This window comes from Mycetocola sp. TRD_SC_2 (genome assembly GCF_055361225.1).
Map to the genome: position 1 here is coordinate 2,534,982 of NZ_CM143954.1, position 21,711 is coordinate 2,556,692.

Here is a 21,711-nt window from a genome sequence, read left to right on the forward strand (position 1 = left end):
GTCAGCCGATCGGTGTGTAGGTGAGGGTGAGCACGGGGCGGTAGGACGCTGTCGCGGCTTCGCTTGACCAGAGCCGCACGTTGTCCGTGCCGTTTCCAGCGAGCCGCACCGATATGGTTTGCCCGAGAAGGGCCTGTACCGCCCCGACGGAAAGTGCACTCGAGTATGGGCTGTTGGTGGCCGTCGCCCCCGTAAACGTACCGAGCGTCGGACCGGTGGCGGTCGGCCGATTCGCCCATGTCACCCCCGCCTCGGTCCAGTTGCCGGTGACGACCGCGAAGGTGAACGCGTCAACGGAGCCTGCGGCGGCATCCGTCGATGTCCGGAATGAGAGGCTTGCGCCGCTCAGGGTGTGGCCGGCCGGCGCGGCAGGAAGGGTGAACCGGAGGAACGACTCAACGAGTGATGTACCCGCACCACGCGCAGACAGCTGTGTGTTGGTCCCGTAATTCGTCGACGGGGCCGCCTGAAGCACCATGGCATCATCCGTCGGAGCAACCTGCACTGTGACCGGTGTCCCGGTCGACGCTGTCACTGTCGCTGAAGCCGCAGCGGATGCTCCGCTCACGTTCCCAGCGGCGTCTCGCGCCGTCACTTTGTAATACCAGGTCCCGGCAGCCACCCCGGTGTTGGTGAAGGACGTACCCGTCGCATCACCGATTCGGTTTGCCGCTGCCACGGCGAAGCCGCTCGTCGTGCCCCGGTGGACCGAGTATCCGGTCACGCCGACGTTATCGGTCGACGCCGCCCAGTTGATGGTGACGGTGGACTGGTTGACCGAGGTCGCGACGCCGGTCGGGGCCGATGGTGCGATGGAATCCGCCCCCGCGGCGACGGTCACCAGACTGGAGGCTGCCGACGCAGCACTGTTGTTGCCCGCCGCATCTGATGCCGTGACCCTGTAGTAGTAGCCGCCAGGAGCCAGCCCGGCATCGGTATACGAGGTACCGGTGACTTGCGCGATCCTGCTGGTGGCGTTGGCCGTGAACCCGGGAGACGTGCCACGGTACACGGCGTATCCCGTGACCCCGACGTTGTCCGTCGCGGCAGCCCACGATACCGACGCGGAAGTGCCGCTGCCGGTAGCCGTCACGCCCGTCGGGGCGGATGGAGCGACAGCATCCGGAACAGGCGCATAGTGATTCTGCACCTGCTGGGCACTGAGTGCGTTGGTATAGACGGCTGTTTCGTCGATCTGACCGCCGAAGAAGTCGGAGGATGGGCGATCCGGCCAACCGTTGAGGTTGTCCCCACCGATGCGCCACACACCCCAGTATGACTGGGCTGCGGTTGTGGTGTTCTGCCCGAGAAGAGTGCCGTCGACATATAGCCGCATTCCGTTCGCGCCCTGAGTGGCCACGACGTGGTGCCAGGCACCGTTGTTATACGACGCTGCGGTGCGAAGAGTCACCGGGGATCCGGTGTAGACGCCGAAGGTCAGTCGCCCGCTGTTGTCCATGTAGATGTGGCGGTCGTAACTTCCGCTGTTTCTCGTGGCGCCAGTGTCCGTCCGCGGGCGGCCGTTGCCATAGCCGACGATCTTTCCGCCCGTGGTCGTCGTCGTCTTGAACCACGTCTCGATCGTGTACGTGGAGGGCGCTGGAGCGTAGTTGTCCTCCCAGACGTAGTCGTCGACGTCGTCGAATCGAGCTGACCCACTTGTGTCTCCGGAGAACGCTCCGTCGGTTGCGTGGCCGAGCCCATTCTCGGCGATGCCGCTCAGACCGTCCGTCTTCGTCGCGGCAGCACTCTTGTCCTGGATCCACGTGCCGGTCGTGCCGTCGTACTGCCAGTAGAACTGCGGGTTGTCCGCGCGCACGCGCGCCGGATAGTTATTCGTCGCGGCGGTGGCCTGCGCAGAAACCGCCGAGGAGAGCCCGCTGGTGTTCGTGCCGTCTGAGGCGGTCACCCGATATGAGTACGAGCTACCCACGCTGACTGCCGTGTCGACGAACGTGACTTGTGGGCGCTTCCACCAGACCGAGTTCGCCTGGCCGGTCCAGATGGGCGTTGAGGAACCGTTTCGGTAGACACGGTAGGTCAACACACTGTCGTCGGGGTCCACCACGGTCCGGAAACGAACCTGAATCGAACCGGAACTGGTCGCCTCTGCTCTCACGACCGGGACGGGCGGGTTCCCCGTGTCAGTGGAGCTGAAGCGCGTCAGACCCTGCTGGCCAGCGCCGTTGATTCGGGTGAATTCACCTCCGGCCCACAGATACGGGCGGCCGGTCGCGCTGCCGGTCGCTACCGTGAGCGCGCGGGGACCGATGCCTTCACCGGTGCCGTCGTTCGCGAGAGGATTCCAGCCGAGGAGCGCCGCGTTGTCAGCCCTTTGAGCGATGAAGTACGAGCGCTTGCCATCCTGGAATGCACCGATGGACGAGCAGTCGTGTGCATGGTTCGCGGAGTACAGCGTTCCCTGATACTCCAGGACCGCTTGCGTGGCACCGAGACAGTTGTCCCGCCATTTCTGTTCGAGCGTGGTCCAGTCGATAGCAAACCGCCCGTCGAAAACTCCACCCCCGGATCCCTCGTTCGCGCCGTAGAAGGTGTTGCCACTCGAGTAAAGCCCCTTGGTCACGGAGTTCTGGTGAATGAAGCCCACCGGGTAGTTGCGGATGTTCGTCCCTGACGATCCGTTGACCACCGCGATCGAGTGCGAGGCCTGGCCGTTGACTGCGAAGAAGTCACCGCCGAGGGCAACCCTCGACCCATCGGGTGAAACGGAGACGGCGCGACCGATCCGGTCCGCGTTGGCTACCCAGGGCAGGAGCGCGCCAGTGGTCGCGTTCAGGGCTGCGAAGCGCAGCCTCTGCTGGCCGGCCACGCTCTGGAACTCTCCGGCGATGTACAGGGTGTTGCCGAAGACCGCCATGCCGTTGACGAACGATGAGACGCTCGAGGCGCGGAACGGGCGAACGGTGCAGGCCTGTACGTCCAGCGCGGCCACCCGGGCGACGCTGACGCCGCCGATGTTCGAGAAGTTTCCGCCGACATAGACCGTGTTGCCGTCGGGGGATGCAACAACCGCGCGAACGGTGGGCGTGCCGCCAGAGAGCGCGATCGAGTATTGACAGCTGTCGGGCTGGCCGGTCTCCGCATTGAATATCGCGAGCCCGTTGCGTGTCTGAGCGGCCCCTGAGCCCCCCGTCGGTGGCCGGATCTGCGAGAACGTGCCTCCCGCGACGACTTTCCCGCGCGACTGCGCGAGACCACGCACAACCCCGTTCGTCTGCCAGGTCGGGAGATTGTCTGCGCTGAAATGCACACCGGGAGAAAGTGCGGATGCCGTCGGCACGCTCGGAGCGGCGATGATCGCTCCGAGGACAAGGGCAAGGACAGCGACGCTGCTGCCCAGAATGCGTGGACGCATGAATGCCTCGATCAGATTGTGGTGGCCGCTTCCGGCCGGTCGTGTTGTGTTGTGTTGTGTCATCCCATCGCCGGCGCGAAGCGTCTCCGGGGAAGCGAGTTTGTCATGTGAAAGTTACTCACGTTTTTCTGGGGTCGGCAACCACCCCAAGAGAGGGGCAAGAGCATTCTCGACCTGCATACGCTCACAGGGCCGACACCGGATCCAGCCCGGCATCGGCCCTGTGAGCCCGATCTCGTCAGCCGATCGGCTCGTAGTTGAGTGTGAGCACGGGACGATAGGCGGCTGCCGCTTCAGACGACCACAACCGCAGGTTGTCCGATCCGTTCCCAGCGAGGCGGATTGAAACGGTCTGGCCAAGAAGCGACTGCACGCTCGAAGCGTCGAGGACACTTGAGTACGGCGTGTTCGTTGCGCCTGCCCCTGAGAGCGTCCCGAGCGTGGCGCCGCCGGCAGTCGGCCGGTTCGCCCAGGTCACCCCGTCTTCGGTCCAGTCACCGGCGACGGTCGCAAAGGTGAAGGTATCCACCGAGCCCGCTGTTGGGTCCGTTGATGTCCTGACGCCCATCGTCGCACCCACGAGGGCGTATCCCTCAGGCGCAGCCGGCAGGGTGAAACGGAAGAACGCCTCGATCAACGACGTTCCCGTTCCACGCGCAGACACCTGGGTGTTGGAGCCATAGTTCGTTCCTGCACTCGCCTGGAGAACCATCGCGTCATCGGTTGGTGCCACCTGCACAGTGATCGGTTCAGCCGCGGGCGCGGCAACGGTGGCGGATGCCGCGTCGGATGCCGCACTCACGTTGCCTGCGGCGTCCCTGGCCGCAACCCGGTAGTACCACGTTCCGACACCGACGGAGGTGTTGGTGAACGTTGTCCCCGACGCCTCGCCGATCGCGCTGGACGCATCGGCCGTGAAACCGCTCGATGTGCCCCTGTACACGGTGTAGCCGGTGACGCCGACGTTGTCGGTTGACGCCGTCCAGCTCACCGAGACCGCCGAGCCGTTGACCGACGTCGATACTCCGGCAGGCACCGATGGGGCGGCCGCGTCCGGCGCGGGGCCCGCACCGGGGGTGAACGTCAGCGTCAGAACCGGACGGTATGAGGCGTTCGCTGCCTCACTTGACCACAGCCGCACGTTGTCCGCCCCCGAGCTCGTGAGCCTCAGGGATGCCGTCTGGCCGGTCAGCCCGGCGAGAGCGCCCGGCGCGAGCGTCGACGTGTAAGCGGTGTTCGTGGCTGTTGCGCCCGAGAGCGTTCCCAGCGTCGTTCCGCCCGCCGTCGGCCGGTTGTTCCAGGTGATCGCTCCTTCTTCCCAGCTGGGGGCAACGAGCGAATACGAGTGCGTGTCCGTCGACCCTGCCGTCGAATCAGTGGACGTCCGAACAGCAAGGCTCGCACCGCTGAGGGTCGTTCCCGCAGGAGCGGCTGGAATCACGAACTTGAGGTACGACTCGATTGCTGAGCTGGACGCCCGGGCGGAGATCTGGTTGCTGGAACCGTAGTTCGTCGAAGGCGCCGCCTGAACGACCATCGAGTCTTCCAACGTCGGAACCTGGATCACGACCGGCTCTCCGGCCGGCTCCCCGACGGTCGCGGAAACCGCTGCTGTCGGAGCACTCGAGTTACCGGCGGCGTCGACCGCCGTAACCCGGTAGAACCAGGTTCCGTCCGCCACCTCGGCGTCGGAGTACGACGTGGTGTCGGAGTCGCCGATCCTGCTCGCCGCGTCTGCAGCGAAGCCGGCCGTCGTTCCCCGGTACACGACGTACCCCGTGACCCCGACATCGTCGGTCGCGGGAGTCCAGGTCAGGTCGACGGTCGAGCCGTCAACAGCCGCCGTCACATTCGACGGAGCTGTAGGGGCCTGGGTGTCGACGATCACGATCGTCGCCACGTTCGAGGAGGCGGATGCAGCGCTGGCGTTGCCCGCCGCGTCGACCGCGGTGACCTTGTAGTAGTAGCTCCCGGCCGCGAGGCCCGCATCCGTGTACTGCGTGCCGGTAGCTTCGGCGACGAGGCTTGATGCATTCGCCGTAAATCCACTCGTCGTTCCGCGGTAAACCACGTACCCGGTGACACCGACGTTGTCGGTCGATGCACTCCAGTCGACGTCGACCGTCGACTCATCGACCGTCGCGCTGACGCCCGTCGGGATCGATGGAGCCGTCTCGTCCGGCGCAACGACGGTCACTTCTGCCGAGGCGTCGGACGCCGCGCTGGCATTGCCCGCTGCGTCAACGGCCGTCACCTTGTAGAAGTAGTCCCCTGGTTCGAGACCAGCGTCGGTGTAGGTGGTACCGGTGACCTCGGCGATTCTGCTGGACTCGTTAGCCTCGAAGCCGGCAGCATTCCCGCGGTAGACCGTGTAGCCGGTGACACCCACGTTGTCCGTGGAAGCCGACCACGTGACAGCCGCACTCGATCCGCTCACTGTTGCCGTCACATCCGCGGGCACAGAGGGTGCAACGGTGTCGGTGACTGTCACCTCGACGGCGCCAGTGGCAGCGCTCGCGTTTCCGCTGCCGTCGACAGCCGTGACGCGGTAGAAGAAGGTCCCGATCTCGGGCTCCTCGTCGACCCACGTCGTCGCGGAGACCTCATCCACAAGGCTCGCAGCGTCAGCGGTGAAGTCAGCGTCAGCGCCGCGGTAGACGCGGTAGCCCTCGACGGAGACATTGTCCGCGGACGCGTCCCACTCCAGCTCGACGGCACCTTCGGTGAAGGAGCCCTCAAGGTTGGCCGGCACGGTCGGTGCCGTTGTGTCGTTCAGGCCGATGCCATAGTGCCCCGCGACCTCTGCTGCGCTCAGTGTGTGAGAGTAGACAGCGACCTCGTCGATCGACCCGGTGAAGTAGAAGTTCGACGGAGCCGAGGGCCAGCTGTTGAGGTTACCCCCACCGACCCTCCAGAAGCCCGTGAACGACTCGTTTGCCGTCGTGCTGTTCGACCCGACGAGCGATCCGTCGACGTACAGCTTCATGCCCGCCGGATCCTGAACTCCAACAACGTGGTGCCATGATCCGTCGTTGTAGGTCGCCGGGCTCTGCAGGTAGACCTGCTGGCCCGTGTAGACACCGAAGATCAGCGTTCCCGAGTTGGTCATGTAGATCTGCTTGTCGTAGTTGGAACCGTTCCCTGTCTGGGTGCTCTCGAAGCCAATCAGTTTTCCACCGGTGGTCGAGTTCGTCCTGAACCACAGCTCGGTGGCGAAGGTACGCACTGAGCCACCGGCGACCGCAGTAGCGATCGTGCCGCTTTGGCTGCCGTTCGTGGTCGCCGCTGCGTTTCCGCCGACGATGCCGGTTGTGCCTCGTTCTACTGCAGCGCCGTAGACGCCGGGGGTCGCACCGAACATCGATGAGTCAGCGGCGGTTGTCCCATCGGTCTCGGCAAGTCGCCAGTACAGGTCAGGGTCACTTTCGTATACGGCCTGGCCGTAACCGTCGGCCGGTGCAGGGTTGATCTCGGCAGTGCCCCCGGCGACGGTGTAGTGGTTCAGGACCTGCTGGCGGTCGAGAACGGTACCGTAGATCGCTGTCTCATCGATCTGACCAGCGAAGAAATCGGACGAAGGTCGGTTCGGCCATCTCGAAAGGTTGTCGCCACCGATCCGCCAGACTCCGGAGTACGACTGCGCAGCGGTGGTTCCATTCGATCCCACCCGGACGCCGTCAACGTAGAGCGCCATACCGGTTGCACCCTGAGTCGCGACGATGTGGTGCCACTCGCCGTCGTTGTACGCTTCGGCACTGCGGATGTTCACCTGGGTCCCGGTGTAAACACCGAAGTTGAGTCGCCCGCCGTTTTCCATGTAAATGTGGCGGTCATAGCTGGAGCTGTTCACGGTGGCCCCGGTGTCGGTCCGGGGGCGACCGTTGCCGTATCCGATGATCTTCCCACCGGTCGTCGAGGTGGTCTTGACCCACGTTTCGATTGTGTAGGTGGTCGGAGCTGGGGCGTAATTGTCCTCCCAGACGTAGTCATCGACGCCGTCGAACACAGCCGAACCGGTGGTGTCACCGTCGAAAGCGCCATCAGCGGAGTTGCCAACTGCGTTCTCGGCGATACCGCTCATGCCGTCGGTTTTCGACGCGGAGCTGCTCTTGTCCTGCACCCAGGCGCCGGAGGTTCCGTCGTACTGCCAGTACAGTTGCGCCCCGTCGGCACGAACCTGTGCCGGGTAGTCAGCCACGGCGGCCGTCGAGCGCGCCGTCACGGCAGTTGAGAGACCGCTGGTGTTGGTGCCGTCGGACGCGGTGACTCGATACGAGTACTGGGTTCCCGGGGTGACTGCGGTGTCGACGAAAGTGACCTGTGGACGCTTCCACCAGACCGAGCTGGCGGTTCCCTCCCAGATCGGAGTCGACGAGTTGTTGCGGTAGACCCGATAGGTCAGCACGCTGTCGTCGGCATCGACAACGCTGCGGAATCGCACCTGAATGGACCCGGAACTCGTTGCCTGTGCTGTGGCGACAGGGGTTGGCGGGTTGCCGGTGTCAACCGGGCTGAATCGTGTGAGGCCCTGCTGTGCGGCACCGTTGATGCGGGTGAACTCACCGCCGGCCCAGAGATAGGGCTGTCCGGTGGAGTTGCCGTTCGCAACCACGAGAGCGCGTGGACCGATGCCCTCACCTGTGCCGTCGTTTCCTGCCGGCAACCAGCCGAGCATCTCGGCCGTCTCGGTGTTCTGCGCCGAGAAATAAATGCGGCGCCCATCCTGGAATGCGTTATTGGACGAGCAGTCGTGGGCGTGGTGCGCAGCGTACAGGGTGCCCTGATATTCAAGAACCGCTTGGGTTGCACCGAGGCAGGAGTCCCGCCATTTCTGGTTGAGCGTGTTCCAGTCGATCGCGAACCGGCCGTCGAAGACTCCGCCACCGGTCCCTTCGTTGCCGCCGTAGAAGGCGTCGCCGCTCGAGTACAGGGTCTTGGTGACCGATGTCCGCGGGATGAATCCAAGCGGGTAGTTGCGGATGTTTTCACCCGTCGTGCCGTCGACAACCGCGATGGAGTGAGAATTCTGTCCGTTGACGTTGAAGAAGTCCCCGCCGATGGCCACCTTGGAGCCGTCCGGCGACACTGCCACGGCCCGTCCGGTCAGTTCGGCGTTGGCGACCCAGGGGAGCAATGCGCCGGTGGTCGCGTTCACTGCCGCGAAACGGAGTCGTTCCTGACCGGCGACGGTCTGGAACGCCCCTGCGAGGTAGAGCGTCTCCCCATGAATCGCCATCCCGTAGACGAAGGAGGAGATGCTGCTGGGCCGGAAGGGCAGGACGGTGCAGGTGCTCACGTTCAACGCAGCGGCGCGGAAGACCGAGACACCGGAGATGCTCGAGAAGTTGCCTCCGATGTAGACCGTGTTCCCGTCATCCGAAGTGACGATGGCGCGCACCGTCGGAGTCCCGCCGCTGAGCGCGAGGGTGAACTGGCAATTGTCCGGCTGCCCCGTCTCCGCGTTGAATACGGCGAGCGCGTTTCGGTTCTGAGCCGTCCCCGAGCCGCCGGTCGGGGGACGGATCTGCGAGAACGTTCCGCCCGCGACGACCTTTCCGTTCGACTGGCCCAGCGCGTACACCACGCCATTCGTCTGCCATGTGGGGAGATCGTCCGCACTGAAATGCACACCGGGAGAGAGCGCTGATGCTCCCTGAAGCGATGGCGAGGCGACGACCGCCCCCAGGACAAGGGCAAAAATGGCAATGACGCTGCCCAGAACGCGTGAACGCATGGAGTCCCCGATCAGATGACGGTGCCGGCGCTGGCCGGCCCAAGGGTGGTAGTGGTGGTTCCGGATTCGGGTCGAAGAGACACCCAAAGCGCGGGTGGAACATGTGAAGGTTACTCACGTTTCTACGGGGGTGACAATTACCCCAAGTGAGGGGTAAAGCTGAGTGATCCTCGAATCGGTGGGATAGATTGCACACACAGACACTCCACCGCCCGCGCTCCGGGCATGACGTCAGGACCGCACAGTGACGACGTTCCGTTCAGCCCTCACCGAGCTCTCGCGCGCGCAGAAGCCGCGTAAGGGCGTCTCGCTCTACTCGCGGTTCGTCAACCGGCCGTTTGGCCGCGTCCTTGCGGCCGCTCTGCACCGCGCAGGCGTTGGCCCCAACCAGGTGACCCTCCTCTCCGCCATCGCGACCGCTTCAGCACTCGGAATCCTGGTGAGCCAGGATCCGACGCTGCTCACCGGGGTGGCAGTGGCGTCGCTGCTCGTCCTTGGCTTCGCTCTCGATTCGGCGGATGGCCAGGTAGCGCGACTGTCCAACCGCAGTTCACCGGCGGGTGAATGGCTCGACCACGTCGTGGATGCCGCGAAGATGGTGGCCGTGCATGGCGCTGTCCTCGTCGCCGTGTGGCTGCGGACGCCCCACGAGCCGGCATGGCTTCTTGTACCGCTCGCTTTCCAGATCGTCGCGACCCTCATGTTCGCCGGCGGCACCCTGACGGAGCTGCTCAAACGAACCCTTCCACCTGGTTCCACCTCGCAAGCTTCGTCGGCACCGTCGACCGCTCGCGCCCTCGCGCTCCTGCCCGCGGACTACGGAGTTCTGGCACTGTGTTTCGTCCTGTGGGGAATCCCGTCGCTGTTCCAGAGCGCGTATGGGTTGCTGCTCATCGCGAACACGATTCTTGCAGCCCTGCTCCTCGCGAAGTGGTTCCGCGAACTCAGAGCCGTCTAACGATCAATCAGAGGGCATTCTCGACTGTCTCACCGGTCTCTGGAATGAAGACGCGACTCGTGGAGGTCGACGTTCTCTCGAACCACGCCCCGCTTACTGGCCGCTTGTACTCAGCCGGGACTCCCGCCCACAGTCCGGGCATCGCATCCGCTTTCCGGTGCGGAAGGACAGACCCGGCTGCGAGAACAGACCTGGACGGCAGGTGAGCTCCCCCGAGCAGAAGGCATCGAGCTCCAACGAAGCTGCGCTCCCCAATGGTAATCGGATGCGCAACCTGGGCATCTCGACTCAGATCGACGCTGTGCGACAGGACACGTGTCTCGTGCCCCGCGATCGACGAGAGCTCGCCGATCTCCAGGGAGCCGGAACAGTCGAGCTGATGCCGGCTGGTGATCTTCGCGTGGGATCCCAATGTGAGAGACGCCCCACCCGGATAGAGCCTCGCGTAGACCGGATGCGACGAGATGACGTTCAGCCGGCCAATTGACGCGCCCGAGCCCACCGAGAGTATTTTCATGTGCTTGACGAGGTTCCACCTGCCGACCCGGCTGCGTGGGGCCATGACGACGGAGTCGACCCTCCAGACGAAATTGGATCGCGCCCGCGCTGTGTCATGAACGTCATGCCCCAGCCGCCTCAGCAACCGGTTCTTGCTTCGTCCGGCCGGCAGCAACCAGGCCGCCAGAAGCGCACCCGCTCTATAGGTATTCACGTTCGGGCTCCTCGTTGTGCGTTGCGAGCGGCGTGCTCGTTCGGTGCCCCATGAATCGGGCGATGCTGAACAATTGAATTCCGAGCCTGACGAGCAGTCCCGACAGTATCCCGGCGAGCGCACCTCCCGCTCCGAAGAAGACTGCACCCAGCGCAACGAGCGGCAACCCGACGATGCTGCCGGCGAGAGTTGCCGTCGCCACAATGTGGACCCGCTCGATAGCGACCATGACCGCTTTGCTGACCACCGATTCGAACATGTTCACAGCCACGAAGACGCTCATCAGGACGAGTGTCAACTGGGACGGCCGGATCTGCGCTCCTCCCAGCCAGAGGATGACGTACGGGGCGCCGACGTACATGAGAATGCCGAGTCCTGCCGTGAACAGGGCGGAGTACGTCAACGCCTTTCCGACGCGTCCCCGGAGTCTCTCACCGCTGGCTCGCGGCACCCAGCCTTGAAAGACGGTGACCATTGGGTTCAGCGCCACGGAGACCTGACGCTGCACCTTGTCGACGATGGCGTAAACGGGAAGAGCTATCGGGGCGACCGCCGACACGATGATGATGGGAGCTGCCACATAGCCGGCCGACATCAGCATCGAACTCATTCCCATTCCCTGCGAACGAAGGACGACAGGAGTCCGGCGGCGAGGCAGCCGCGCCGCTCTCGGGACACTGGCCGAACGGAAGACCCACACGGATGCGATGACGAACGCGGCAAGCATTCCCCCGAGTTGGCACAGAACGCCGACGAGGGCGCCGTTGCCCAGGAGCATGAGAACGATGCCGAGTCCCGTTCCGAGCACACGGGGAACAGTCTCAAGGACGAACATCGCATAGGGTCGCGAAAGCCCGACGAAATACCACCCGGCCGTCAGCCCGACTGTCGCTGTGGAGAGCGCACCAGCGACGGCCAGTTCCGGGCGCCCTGGCACGACGAGTAGAGCGACGAGTGCGGCCACTGCTGCGAACGGCACGAGCAGGAGGCACTTCACCCACAGTGATTCGGTGTACGCGCGCACCCTGTCCGGCGCGGTCGCACGAGCGATGACGGCTGGCCCCGTCAGCCCCCAGCCGTAGCCGATCGCCACCGCCGCGACAGCGCCGATCGATTGGCCGACTGCGATGGAGGCCCACGCCTGGGGCCCGTCGGCCGCGATCATCACCGGGATGATGGCAAGCGAGGCAATGGCGAGGACCAGCATCGAGACGCCGTATCCGACCATTTTGTTCGCGCCAAACGCGGCACCGGCCAACCGACCTGCCCCTCGCGACACGACTCCCCCTCCTGGGAGTTCCACCCAGCAAACAGCACGGAAATCCGTGCCCACCCACGCTACCGCCGTTAGCGAGGATTCCTCAAATACCCCATAAGGGGGCCTTCGGAAAGCGCGCCTGACGCTTCGCACCGTGCGTACACTGACGGCATGGAGACGTTTGGCATTGACCCCGAATCGGCCACTGCGGAACGAGTGGATTCGCCAGCACCCGCCGTGTCTCGCCGGCATCTCGCCGGCTTCACCGGCGCAGGTTACGACAGGGGACGGAACACGCTGTGGCAGATCGGCTGGCTGCTCACGTCGGGTCTCGTCACGTCGCGGTGGTGGTGCCCACCATCGGTACGCGCTGCGATACTCCGCGGCTTCGGCGCCACGATCGGGCGCGGTGTGAACATCCGCCATGGGGTGCGAATTCACTGGCCGTGGAAGCTGACGATCGGCGACAACAGCTGGGTCGGCGAGCAGACCTGGATACTCAATCTGGAGCCCGTCACCATCGGCGACGATGTCTGCATTTCACAGGACGTCTTTCTCTGCACCGGCAGCCACGATCGTCGCTCTCCGACATTCGAGTTCGACAACGCACCCATCGTCGTCCAGGACGGGGCGTGGATTGCTGCACGGGCGACGATTCTTCGCGGAACGGTCATCGGGCATGACTCGGTCATTGGCGCAACCGCCCTTGTCCGGGGAAACGTCACCCCCGGATCGGTCCTTCTCGGCCCCACTGCCACGAACCACTTCCCGGGCGGGCGGGCCGCGTGAGGATTCTCTCGATCGTCACCCTGATCACACCCAACGGTGATTACGGCGGCCCGGTGCGGGTCGCCCTCAACCAGGCGAAAGCGCTTATGGCACGCGGGCACGACGTCATGGTCGCAGGCGCGCACCGGGGTTTCGCCGGCGCAGTACCCGACGAGCTGGATGGGGTTCCGACCGCGCTCTTTCCGGGACGAACGATCATTCCGCGCGTCGGCTTTGCCGGTCTTGCGTCTCCCGGTCTCGATCGCTGGCTGCGACGTAACATCGGGGGATTCGACATCGTGCATATCCATGCGGCCAGGGACTTTGTCACGCTCCCCGCCGCACGGCTCGCTCGCCGAGCGGGTGTTCCGTTCATTCTCCAGACCCACGGCATGATCGATCCGTCGTCGAACCCCCTGTCACGACCGCTCGACACCTTTCTCACTCGCCCGCTCCTCCGCGAAGCGAAACGGGTTTTCTATCTCACCCCGGAAGAGAAACGGGGACTCCTTGCTGTGGGCGGGAGCGACCTTTCCCTCCAGGAGCTGTCGAACGGTGTACCAACTCCAGGCGCTGCACCAGCAAGACCCGGATCGACCGAAGTTCTGTATCTGGCCCGCCTCGCCCCGCGAAAGCGCCCGATGGTATTCGTCGAGACCGCGAACCGCCTGGCCGCCGAACACCCCGGAGTCCGGTTCACGCTTGTCGGACCAGACGAGGGAGAGGGCCCGGGCGTCGCGCGCGCGGTGTCGCAGGCCACGTCTGGCCATCTGACATGGGAGGGCCCCCTCGCTCCCGAGGAGACCGGCCGGCGGATGTCGTCGGCCTCGATCTACGTGCTTCCGTCCGTGGATGAGCCGTTCCCGATGTCCGTGCTCGAGGCGATGGCGCATGGCCTTCCGGTTGTGATCACAGAGTCCTGCGGTCTTGCACCGATCGTGACTCGTGCCGACTGCGGCATCGTCACAGATGAGAGCCAGGAAGCCGTCGACGAGGCGGTTCGCCGGCTCCTGTCCGACCCGGAATCGGCCTGGGAGATGGGGGAACGGGGCGCACGCACCGCCCGCGACGAGCTCAGCATGCCTGCCGTCGCTGACACTCTCGAGGCTGTCTATTCCAGTTGAGCGGCGTCCGGCTGCCGAGGGCGGCTCCTGACCACGAGGACACAGGCTACGGCGACCGCCATTGCTCCTGTGGCCTGCAGCAGCGACCCCCTCATGAGGATCGTCATGTAGACGGGGAAGATCGCACCGACGATCGACCACAGCCCGCCGGACGCGAAGGACAGGAGCAGGCGCGTGTCCATGAAACGCAGGCCAATCCCGACGAGGGCGAAACCGACGATCAGCGCGATCACACCTCCGTTGACGAGCATCTCCGCCCAGAGTGGTGCCGACAGGTTGTCGAAACTGTAGCCCCGGTATTGGGCCAGCAGGATTCCCGTGTCCGTCGGCTTGTCAGCCCACAAGGAGCGCGGAACCCAGAACAATGCACTCCCCAGGATCTGGCGGAGCGGAACGACCAGCCCGTCGACCCAGTACGAGAACGCGTTCGCCACCTGCCAGAACGCGTCGTAGTCAGGGTTGCCCATGTATTCACCGAAGAACCCGTTCCTGGTGAGGTTGACCTCCTCACTGCGGAAGGCATCGGCGAGCGGGAAGAGGAACAGGAATGCCCCAAGCGTTCCGGCGAGCGCCAGCCTTACTCGCTGTGGTGTCAGCATCGCACCCGCGTATGAGATCAGCGCAAAAGCGACAGTTCCGAACGTGTACCGGGCGCTGCCAACCGGGTTGACGATCAGCAGGAGCACGACGACACAGGCGACAAGCCCGGCAAGGTACCACCGCGCCACGGGCAACCCCCGTGAACCGCGACGCAGCTGAGCGAGAGCTCCGGCACCGACGAGGAGTGGATAGATGGCCAGTGCATACATGATCGAGCGCACGGCCGGGTCCGGCCATGCCGCGTTTCGTGCGTCGAACGACGCCTCCCTGCTGCCGAGCAGCGCTGCAGGCCCGACAGACGCGAGGAAGTAGGCACTCGCCAGGAGACCGAACCCAACCAGAAGCAGGGTGCGCGATCGGTCCACCTGGGCAATCACTGCCCCACCCTCGATGAGACCGGAAGAACCCGGTGCAGCGCGACGTCGCTCCCGACCGATCCACACGGCCCGGAACACCTCGTAGGTCAGCAGCCCGGCGCAGACGACCAGGGCGGTCGGCACGTACAGGCCTTCGTCGATCCCGGGGGTCGTCCGTGAGGTCACGCCGGAGCGGATCTGAACCGTAGGCGCGATCCCCATGAAGATGTAACAGAACATCCAGAAGAAAAAATCGAAGAGCCGCGGAGCGCCGGTGACGATGAGCCAGGCCAGCCGGATGCCGCCCCACACGATGATCGACAAGGTGAAGATCCAGGCGTCACTGCGACCGACGTCGTCGATCTGGGCAACAAGAGTGACAGGGACGACCCCTGCCAGGACGACGGCAACCGCAACCAGAGCGGCTGACCTCCCCCACTGCCCGTTGGGCGGTACCTCCGCAACGCCACCTGCCTTCACCGTTCCCGTCGAAGTCACAAGCGGCAACCCGCCGGAGAAAGACTCGGCACAGCGCACACCCATAACAGGGCACAAAGCTGAGATCCGCTCACGTCTGGGGGTGTCATGTGCATATCATGACATACGTCAGCGCAGGCGCCCACGCCCGATTCGCCCCCGAAACGGGGCAAATCACGCAGTGCGAACGCCGGGAACCAGACGCTGGCAATCGCCAACTTTTCGAGGGGAATAACAGTGGAACACCGGGGACTTCTCAACCTGTTGAGGCTGCACTGGCTCAGCGTGCTCCTCGTTACCGCACTCGGTGGCGCGCTCGGATTCGGGTACACGTTGCTGGCCAGCCCCGAATACACCGCCGATACCGAGCTCTTCGTCGCTGTCTCCACTGGTGAGAACACGGGTGAGCTGGCTCAGGGGAGCAATTACTCCCAGCAGCAGGCCCGCAATTACAGTGCGGTTGCCACGCGGGAGATCGTGCTCCAGCCGGTAATCAACACTCTCGCGCTTGACACAACGGTCAAGGCGCTCCGCAAACGGATATCGACGACCGTGCCACTCAACACGTCTCTCATCTCCATCTCGGTCAGAGACTCGGATGCTGAACGCGCGGCTGCCACCGCCAACGCAATCGCCACGAGCCTCTCGCGCTCCGTCGAGAAGCTGGTTCCGAAGCTCCCCGACGGCACCTTCCCCATCTCTCTCAAGACAGTGCAGAGCGCGACAGTGCCAGCATTTCCGTCGTCCCCCAGCATCAGCCTCTCGGTGGCGCTCGGTCTGCTTGCAGGACTTGCCCTCGCCGTCGGCGGAGTTGCGATCAGGGAGTACGTCAATGCGAAAGTGCGTACCGCAGAGCAGATCAAGGCAGCGACCGGCTCCAATCTTCTCGGCTCGATCGTTTATGACAAATCAACGGCGGCAGATCCGATGGCTCTCCGATCGAACAAACTGTCGCCTCGAGCGGAGGAGTTTCGTCAGCTCCGCACCAACCTGCGCTTTCTGCAGGCCGACGATGACCACAAAGTCTTCGTGCTTACGTCATCCATCCCTGGAGAAGGAAAGAGCGCAACGGCCGCCAACCTCGCCGCCACCATCGCGGCATCCGGAGCGTCCGTCTGTCTCGTCGAAGCGGACCTCCGCCGGCCGACCCTGGGAGGGATCCTCGACCTGGAGGGCGGAATTGGCTTCACGACACTACTCGCCGGCGAAGCGGACCTCGACGACGTGCTCCAGCCGTGGGGCAAAGACGGACTTCGCGTCCTACTCTCAGGGGAGATCCCGCCGAACCCGAGCGAGTTGCTCGGATCCGCTCGGGCAGAAGAGATTCTCACGTCGATCCGGGACCGCTTCGATGTCACGATCATCGACAGCCCTCCGCTGATTCCGGTTACTGATGCCACCATTCTCGCTCGCCTCTTCGGTGGTGCGATCCTGGTCGTCGGCGCCAAGAAGGTGGAGACGCGTGAACTTCGCAGGGCCGTCGAGCGCATGTCCGTCGTTGATGCGCCCATCCTCGGAACCGTGCTCAACCTCGCACCGGCCAGCGTCATGGGACGGTATCGAATGACGTACTCGCCGCAACCCGCCCCGAAAGCGTCGTCACGCCCGTCGCGAGACAAAGTCCGGCCGGCCACCACCGCACCGGCGCCGATTCCCCTCAACCCGCCTCCGGCCGACCCACCCCTCCCCGCACCCAAAAAGCCCCGGGTTGATGTTCGATGACGCCAGCAAACGTGCTGCCGCCTGTTGCCCACCCGGGTGGAATGATCCTCTTCGTCTGCACCGGTAACGTCTGCCGGTCGCCGTACCTCGAACTCGTCCTGCGAAACCACCTGGCCCAGCGCCACATCACGTCAATCGCCGTGCGCTCTGCGGGCACGGAGGCGCTTCTGCATCAACCTGTCGCGCCACCGATGGCCGCCATCCTCGAGCAGGTCGGCATCAGGACAGACACGTTCCGCTCGCGGCAACTGGAGCGGCAGATGGTGCGATCGGCCGATCTCATCCTCACGGCGGAACGAAGTCACCGGTCGGTGGTGGCACGGATGCATCCGCCCGCCCTTCCGCGGATCTTCACGCTCCGCCAGGCCGCGAGGCTCCTTCAGTTCGCACCGCTGGATGCACCGACCCTTCCGGATGAGAATGCCGTATCGAGGCTCACCAGGCTGATTGCTGCGGGTCGCGGGTTGAACCAGCCATCGGCGGGTGACGGCGATGACGTCATGGACCCGTGGCAGCAGTCGGCGTCCACCTACCGCACGGTGGAGGGAATGCTGAAGGAGCCGCTCGCTGTGCTCGCGAATGCTCTCGCGGCCCAAACGAACGGCTCCTCTATCACTGGCGGGTGATCAGCGCTTGCTGCTCACTCCGTAGTACTGCAGGTCCTGCACCAGCGGTGTTGCAACCACGGTGTACGGCGATGCGACCGAAGCGATGGTCGACCCGCTCCGCGTGGCGCTGGCCGATACCTTACCCACAACAAGCGGGACGGTCTTGGCGTATACACCGGCAGGAGCGTCATATGTCGTCTTCGAACCACCGACGGTGACCGTGACGCTCGCGGGCGCCGTGAGCATGGTGAGGACTTCGACCGTGTTCCTCGGGCTCGTCGAGCTGCCGCTCAGCGTCGGCGACGCAAGCTTGTGCGACGTCGATGGCTTCGCGTTGTAGGCGTGGATGCGGTGAGTCACATACATCGCGTCCTCTGTTGTCGTCGACTTGCCCGTCTTGAAGCGGTTGACGTAGTACTCGTTGATGTCGAGGAAGGTCGAACCGTGCGCGGCGCTCGGAGCGAACTGCGTCGACTCGCTGTAGTCGTTCCACGTCACCATCTGCACTGAGTCTGCGCCATCGGTAATGGCCCGGGTCCACATCGCACGGAGAGTTTCCGTGTTGGCGGACTCGTCATAGATCGCCGCTCGGGGCCGAACGTCCTGGACGGCAATGGGCGCCATCCATTCCAGGCCAAGTGCATGCGCACGGGCAACGTTGTTGGGACCATTGGTGACCGTGGACACGGTCCGGGTGCCCCAGTTGCCGACTCCGTCACTGATCGGCGCGAACGCCTTCATGTTGGTGTCACTGGCGTTGAGGAAAATCGCGCTGAACGAGACGGTAATTCCCCGGCTCTTCAGGCCCGAAATGATCGAGGACCACCACGACACACTCTTGTTCTCCGCCTTGAAGGACGACAGTGCCGGCGCACCGTTGTCTGCCTTCTCCACGGAGGAGTACGCGTACAACTCGGCCAGTTTGGCGGCGATCGCCGCGGGCGTCTGCGATCCGATGTTGGCAGACGCATCGATCATCGGGATGATCGTGAAGTTCGGGCTCACGGCCGCTGCCGCTTTCATCAGGTTGACGCTGGCTTCCCAGTTACGACCTGATGTGCTCATGATGTTCAGCGTGAATCCGTCGATTCCCGCGTTCATGGCCTGGCGAACCTCGGTCTTGAGGTCCTGAATCTTCCAGTCCGAGCCGCTGAGCGGAGCGCGCCCGATCGGCCGGTCACGGAGGAGACCGCCGTATGCAGAGTGGATCCCATTCTCGCCGGAAGCCTTGAGGTAGTTCTTCGCGTAGTAGTCGTTCGCCGGTGCCGCATTCTCAATGGAGATCGGGTACGGCGGGAAGTAGTGAGCAAACACCTTCTTGCCGTTGGAACCCGTCGGCTTGGCGACAGGAGCAGGTACTGGTGCCGGCGCGGCGACCGCAGCCGCGTTCTCGACGGTCACGCGGAGCTTCGGCAGCGAACTGGAGCCCGCTGAGAAGTTGTTGCTGACGTACTTCTGCGTGTAGTTCAGGCCGAAGGCCATCTCCTTGGAGGTGACAGCGCTCAGGTTCGAGAGCGGAACCGTGAGGCGTGCTCCGGTCTTAGCGACGGGCATAGCCGTGTTGAGCGCGGTCCCGCCGAGGGCTGGCTTGTTGGCGTGAGTCAGCGTCTTCTCAGCCCAGGTCGTGGACGTGGGGCGGATGACGACTCCTCCGGTCGTCGCGGTGCTGTACGAGACGTTCAATTCGAGGGACGCCTTGACGACCTTCTTGCCCGCCAGCTCGGCGCCGTTGAACTTCAGGTACGCGGTGTCCTGCGAGCTCGATGCGCTCAGGTACGGCTTGTCTCCGAGAGGAGTGCTCGGGGTTCGTGCGGATGACCAGGTGGCTGCGGTCGGTGAGAGGACCACTTCCGTCGTCGTCACCGCTGCGGATGCCGCGACCGGCATCATCACGGACGACGCCAGGGCAAAAATAACCGCGCCGGCTAAAAACCGCCAGCGCGGGATCTGTCGCGGTTCGGGCGCGACATCGGTATTCAAACTATGCATTTATATAACATTTCCCTTACGTATGTTGACCCCCATAAGTGGGCCATGCTACGTGATTAATGAGACAGTGTCACATCGACGACCTACGGCGCCACGCTACACGACAACCCGTGTCCCCCACCTAGGGGGTATCACTAGGTGGGGAATCCGGATTGATCAGGCCAGACCCTCCTGATGGGCAAGAATCACGGCCTGCACCCGGTCGCGTAACTCGAGCTTTTGCAGGATGCGCCCGACGTGGGTTTTGACCGTCGATTCGGAGAGGAACAACGCTCGCGCGATCTCCGGGTTCGACAGCCCTTTGCCGATCGCCTCGAGGACCTCCCGCTCTCTCTCGGTCAGTACCGCGAGGCGCCCCGGTCCAGCCGTCGCTCCTGCAACGGGGAGTTTCCCACCGAAGAGATCGAGCATCCGTCGCGTGATCCGGGGCGAAACGCTCGCCTCACCTGTTGCGACCGCACGCACGGCACTCAGCAACTCGGCCGGAGGCGCGTCCTTGAGGAGGAATCCGCTCGCCCCGGCGTTGAGCCCGCCGAACGCATACTCGTCGAGGTCGAACGTCGTGAGGATGATGACCTTCGCGTCCGGGCGGTCCGCGATAATTCGCCGCGTCGCCTCAATGCCGTCGACGGACGGCATCCGCACATCCATGAGGATGACATCGGGGCGCAGAGCAGCGGCCCGCTCGATCGCGGTCGCTCCGTCTGCCGCCTCCCCGACAACCTCCATATCGCTCTCACCGGCGAGCACCATGGCGAGACCCATCCGCAACAGGTCCTGGTCGTCAACGATCATCACGCGGATTGTCATGGGTTCTCTCCTGTTTCAGGCATAGTCATCTGCACGCGCCATCCTCCACCCGGCAACCGCCCACTCTTGACGGTTCCACCGAAGAGGGCGGCCCGCTCTGCCATTCCGATCAGTCCGCGCCCCGTCCCCTCCGACGCCGGCGCCTCCCCCGGTCCGCCGTCGTCGGTCACCGTGACGGTGACCGCGCCGCCGGAGCATTCGAGCACGACATCCACGCGGCTCGGCTGCCGCGCATAACGCAGAGCATTGGTCAGCGCCTCCTGCACGGCACGATAGATCGTGACTTGAGCGCCCTGGCCCACCGGGGGAACTCCGGTGACGGAGAGCGTGACCGGTAACCCGGCTGCCCGATAACTTTCGACGAGTTGAGGCAGTTCTTCGAGGGTGGGTTGGGGTGTGCGCTCGGCGAGCTCGTTCTCCTCGTCGCGCAGCACCCCGAGCAGTCGCCGCATCTCGGCAAGCGAGGCGCGCCCGGTCGACCCGACGTTGCGGATCGCGGTGAGCGACGCGTCGGGGTCTTTCTCCACCATCGCCTCGGCGCCGTCGGCCAGGCGGATCATCACCGACAGGCTGTGCGCAACGATGTCGTGCATCTCCCGCGCGATTCTCGATCGTTCGGATGCCGCGGCCAGCTGCGCCTGCTGGTCACGTTCTCGAGCCAACTGGCCGGCACGGTCGACGAGCGCACCGATGTATCGCTTTCGGTTGCCGATGTTGATGCCGATGAGCACCGCGAACAGTCCGACGACGATCGTGGAGAAGACATCGGCATCCGCCGGATCCGTCGCCATCCCCATCGTGGACAGGCCGGCAAGTGCGACAGCCAACGCGGTCGCTCCGAGGCCGATCCACGCCGCACGGACACTGTGGTGCACAGCGACCGAGTAGAGCGCGATGGCGAGCGCGATCCCGCCCATGCCGTTCGCGTCCCAGATGAACAACGCTGTCACCGAGATGGCGATGATGAGGGCGGTGACCGGCGCACTCCGCCGCTTGTAGAGAGCGACGCTGGTGACCACCCCCAGGAATAACGCGAGTGTGTTGGCTACCGGAGGGGTCGACCCGTCCAGGTAGGCAATGACACGGGCGATCCCCTCAGGAATCGCGTAAAGAAGCGTGATGAGGACATCGGCCGCGCGAGCGTGTCTCGCCCAGAACAGTCGGATGACGCCGGGTGCCCGAGGCAGACGAAGCTCCCCGCCCACACCCTCAGGGGTGT

General features: G+C 64.5%; 13 protein-coding genes. 5 read left to right on the top strand and 8 right to left on the bottom strand.

The genetic code is table 11. The annotated features are described in order from the left end of the window. Window position 1 precedes the first annotated feature (1 nt). Both ACWA1Q_RS12175 and ACWA1Q_RS12180 read right to left on the bottom strand, forming a co-directional pair. Window positions 2–3,376, bottom strand: a complete 3,375-nt coding sequence (locus ACWA1Q_RS12175) for a LamG-like jellyroll fold domain-containing protein (RefSeq protein ID WP_463757669.1) — start codon at window positions 3,374–3,376, stop codon at window positions 2–4. 238 nt (window positions 3,377–3,614) lie between these two features. Continuing rightward, window positions 3,615–9,110, bottom strand: a complete 5,496-nt coding sequence (locus tag ACWA1Q_RS12180; RefSeq protein WP_463757670.1) for a LamG-like jellyroll fold domain-containing protein — start codon at window positions 9,108–9,110, stop codon at window positions 3,615–3,617. A 244-nt stretch (window positions 9,111–9,354) separates the two neighbouring features. Here ACWA1Q_RS12180 and ACWA1Q_RS12185 point away from each other — a divergent pair, with 244 nt between their 5' ends. Beyond that, window positions 9,355–10,068, top strand: coding sequence for a CDP-alcohol phosphatidyltransferase family protein (locus tag ACWA1Q_RS12185; RefSeq protein WP_463757672.1), 714 nt, complete (start codon window positions 9,355–9,357; stop codon window positions 10,066–10,068). A 7-nt stretch (window positions 10,069–10,075) separates the two neighbouring features. Here the strand turns inward: ACWA1Q_RS12185 and ACWA1Q_RS12190 are convergent, their stop codons facing one another. Beyond that, complete coding sequence (locus tag ACWA1Q_RS12190; protein WP_463757673.1) at window positions 10,076–10,780, bottom strand: acyltransferase; 705 nt, start codon at window positions 10,778–10,780, stop codon at window positions 10,076–10,078. Beyond that, a complete protein-coding gene (locus ACWA1Q_RS12195; protein WP_463757675.1) occupies window positions 10,767–12,059 on the bottom strand; it encodes a lipopolysaccharide biosynthesis protein in 1,293 nt (430 codons plus the stop codon). Before ACWA1Q_RS12195 ends, ACWA1Q_RS12190 begins: the two co-directional genes overlap by 14 nt. Window positions 12,060–12,209: 150 nt before the next feature. Between ACWA1Q_RS12195 and ACWA1Q_RS12200 the strand changes: the two genes are divergently transcribed. Further along, window positions 12,210–12,827, top strand: coding sequence for an LbetaH domain-containing protein (locus ACWA1Q_RS12200; RefSeq protein ID WP_463757676.1), 618 nt, complete (start codon window positions 12,210–12,212; stop codon window positions 12,825–12,827). After that, window positions 12,824–13,930 carry a glycosyltransferase gene (locus ACWA1Q_RS12205; protein WP_463757677.1) on the top strand — a complete coding sequence of 369 codons (1,107 nt, stop codon included), beginning with the start codon at window positions 12,824–12,826 and terminating at the stop codon, window positions 13,928–13,930. Before ACWA1Q_RS12200 ends, ACWA1Q_RS12205 begins: the two co-directional genes overlap by 4 nt. Here the strand turns inward: ACWA1Q_RS12205 and ACWA1Q_RS12210 are convergent. Next, window positions 13,918–15,384, bottom strand: coding sequence for a hypothetical protein (locus tag ACWA1Q_RS12210; RefSeq protein ID WP_463757679.1), 1,467 nt, complete (start codon window positions 15,382–15,384; stop codon window positions 13,918–13,920). The genes ACWA1Q_RS12205 and ACWA1Q_RS12210 overlap by 13 nt on opposite strands. A gap of 216 nt (window positions 15,385–15,600) precedes the next feature. On the opposite strand from ACWA1Q_RS12210, the gene ACWA1Q_RS12215 reads away from it, so the two are divergent. Beyond that, the gene (locus tag ACWA1Q_RS12215) at window positions 15,601–17,085 is read left to right on the top strand and encodes a tyrosine-protein kinase domain-containing protein (RefSeq protein WP_463757680.1); all 1,485 of its coding nucleotides are present in this window, start codon (window positions 15,601–15,603) and stop codon (window positions 17,083–17,085) included. Beyond that, window positions 17,082–17,711 carry an arsenate reductase/protein-tyrosine-phosphatase family protein gene (locus ACWA1Q_RS12220; protein WP_463757682.1) on the top strand — a complete coding sequence of 210 codons (630 nt, stop codon included), beginning with the start codon at window positions 17,082–17,084 and terminating at the stop codon, window positions 17,709–17,711. Before ACWA1Q_RS12215 ends, ACWA1Q_RS12220 begins: the two co-directional genes overlap by 4 nt. On the opposite strand, the gene ACWA1Q_RS12225 is transcribed toward ACWA1Q_RS12220, so the two are convergent. The 3 genes from ACWA1Q_RS12225 to ACWA1Q_RS12235 all read right to left on the bottom strand — a co-directional run bounded on the left by ACWA1Q_RS12225 (window position 17,712) and on the right by ACWA1Q_RS12235 (window position 21,697). Then, window positions 17,712–19,682: an endo-1,3-alpha-glucanase family glycosylhydrolase gene (locus ACWA1Q_RS12225; protein WP_463757684.1), complete on the bottom strand. Its 1,971-nt coding sequence runs from the start codon at window positions 19,680–19,682 to the stop codon at window positions 17,712–17,714. 156 nt (window positions 19,683–19,838) lie between these two features. Then, window positions 19,839–20,492: a response regulator gene (locus ACWA1Q_RS12230; protein ID WP_463757685.1), complete on the bottom strand. Its 654-nt coding sequence runs from the start codon at window positions 20,490–20,492 to the stop codon at window positions 19,839–19,841. Beyond that, window positions 20,489–21,697, bottom strand: a complete 1,209-nt coding sequence (locus tag ACWA1Q_RS12235) for a sensor histidine kinase (RefSeq protein WP_463757687.1) — start codon at window positions 21,695–21,697, stop codon at window positions 20,489–20,491. The genes ACWA1Q_RS12230 and ACWA1Q_RS12235 overlap by 4 nt, the downstream gene beginning before the upstream one ends. Window positions 21,698–21,711 lie beyond the last annotated feature (14 nt).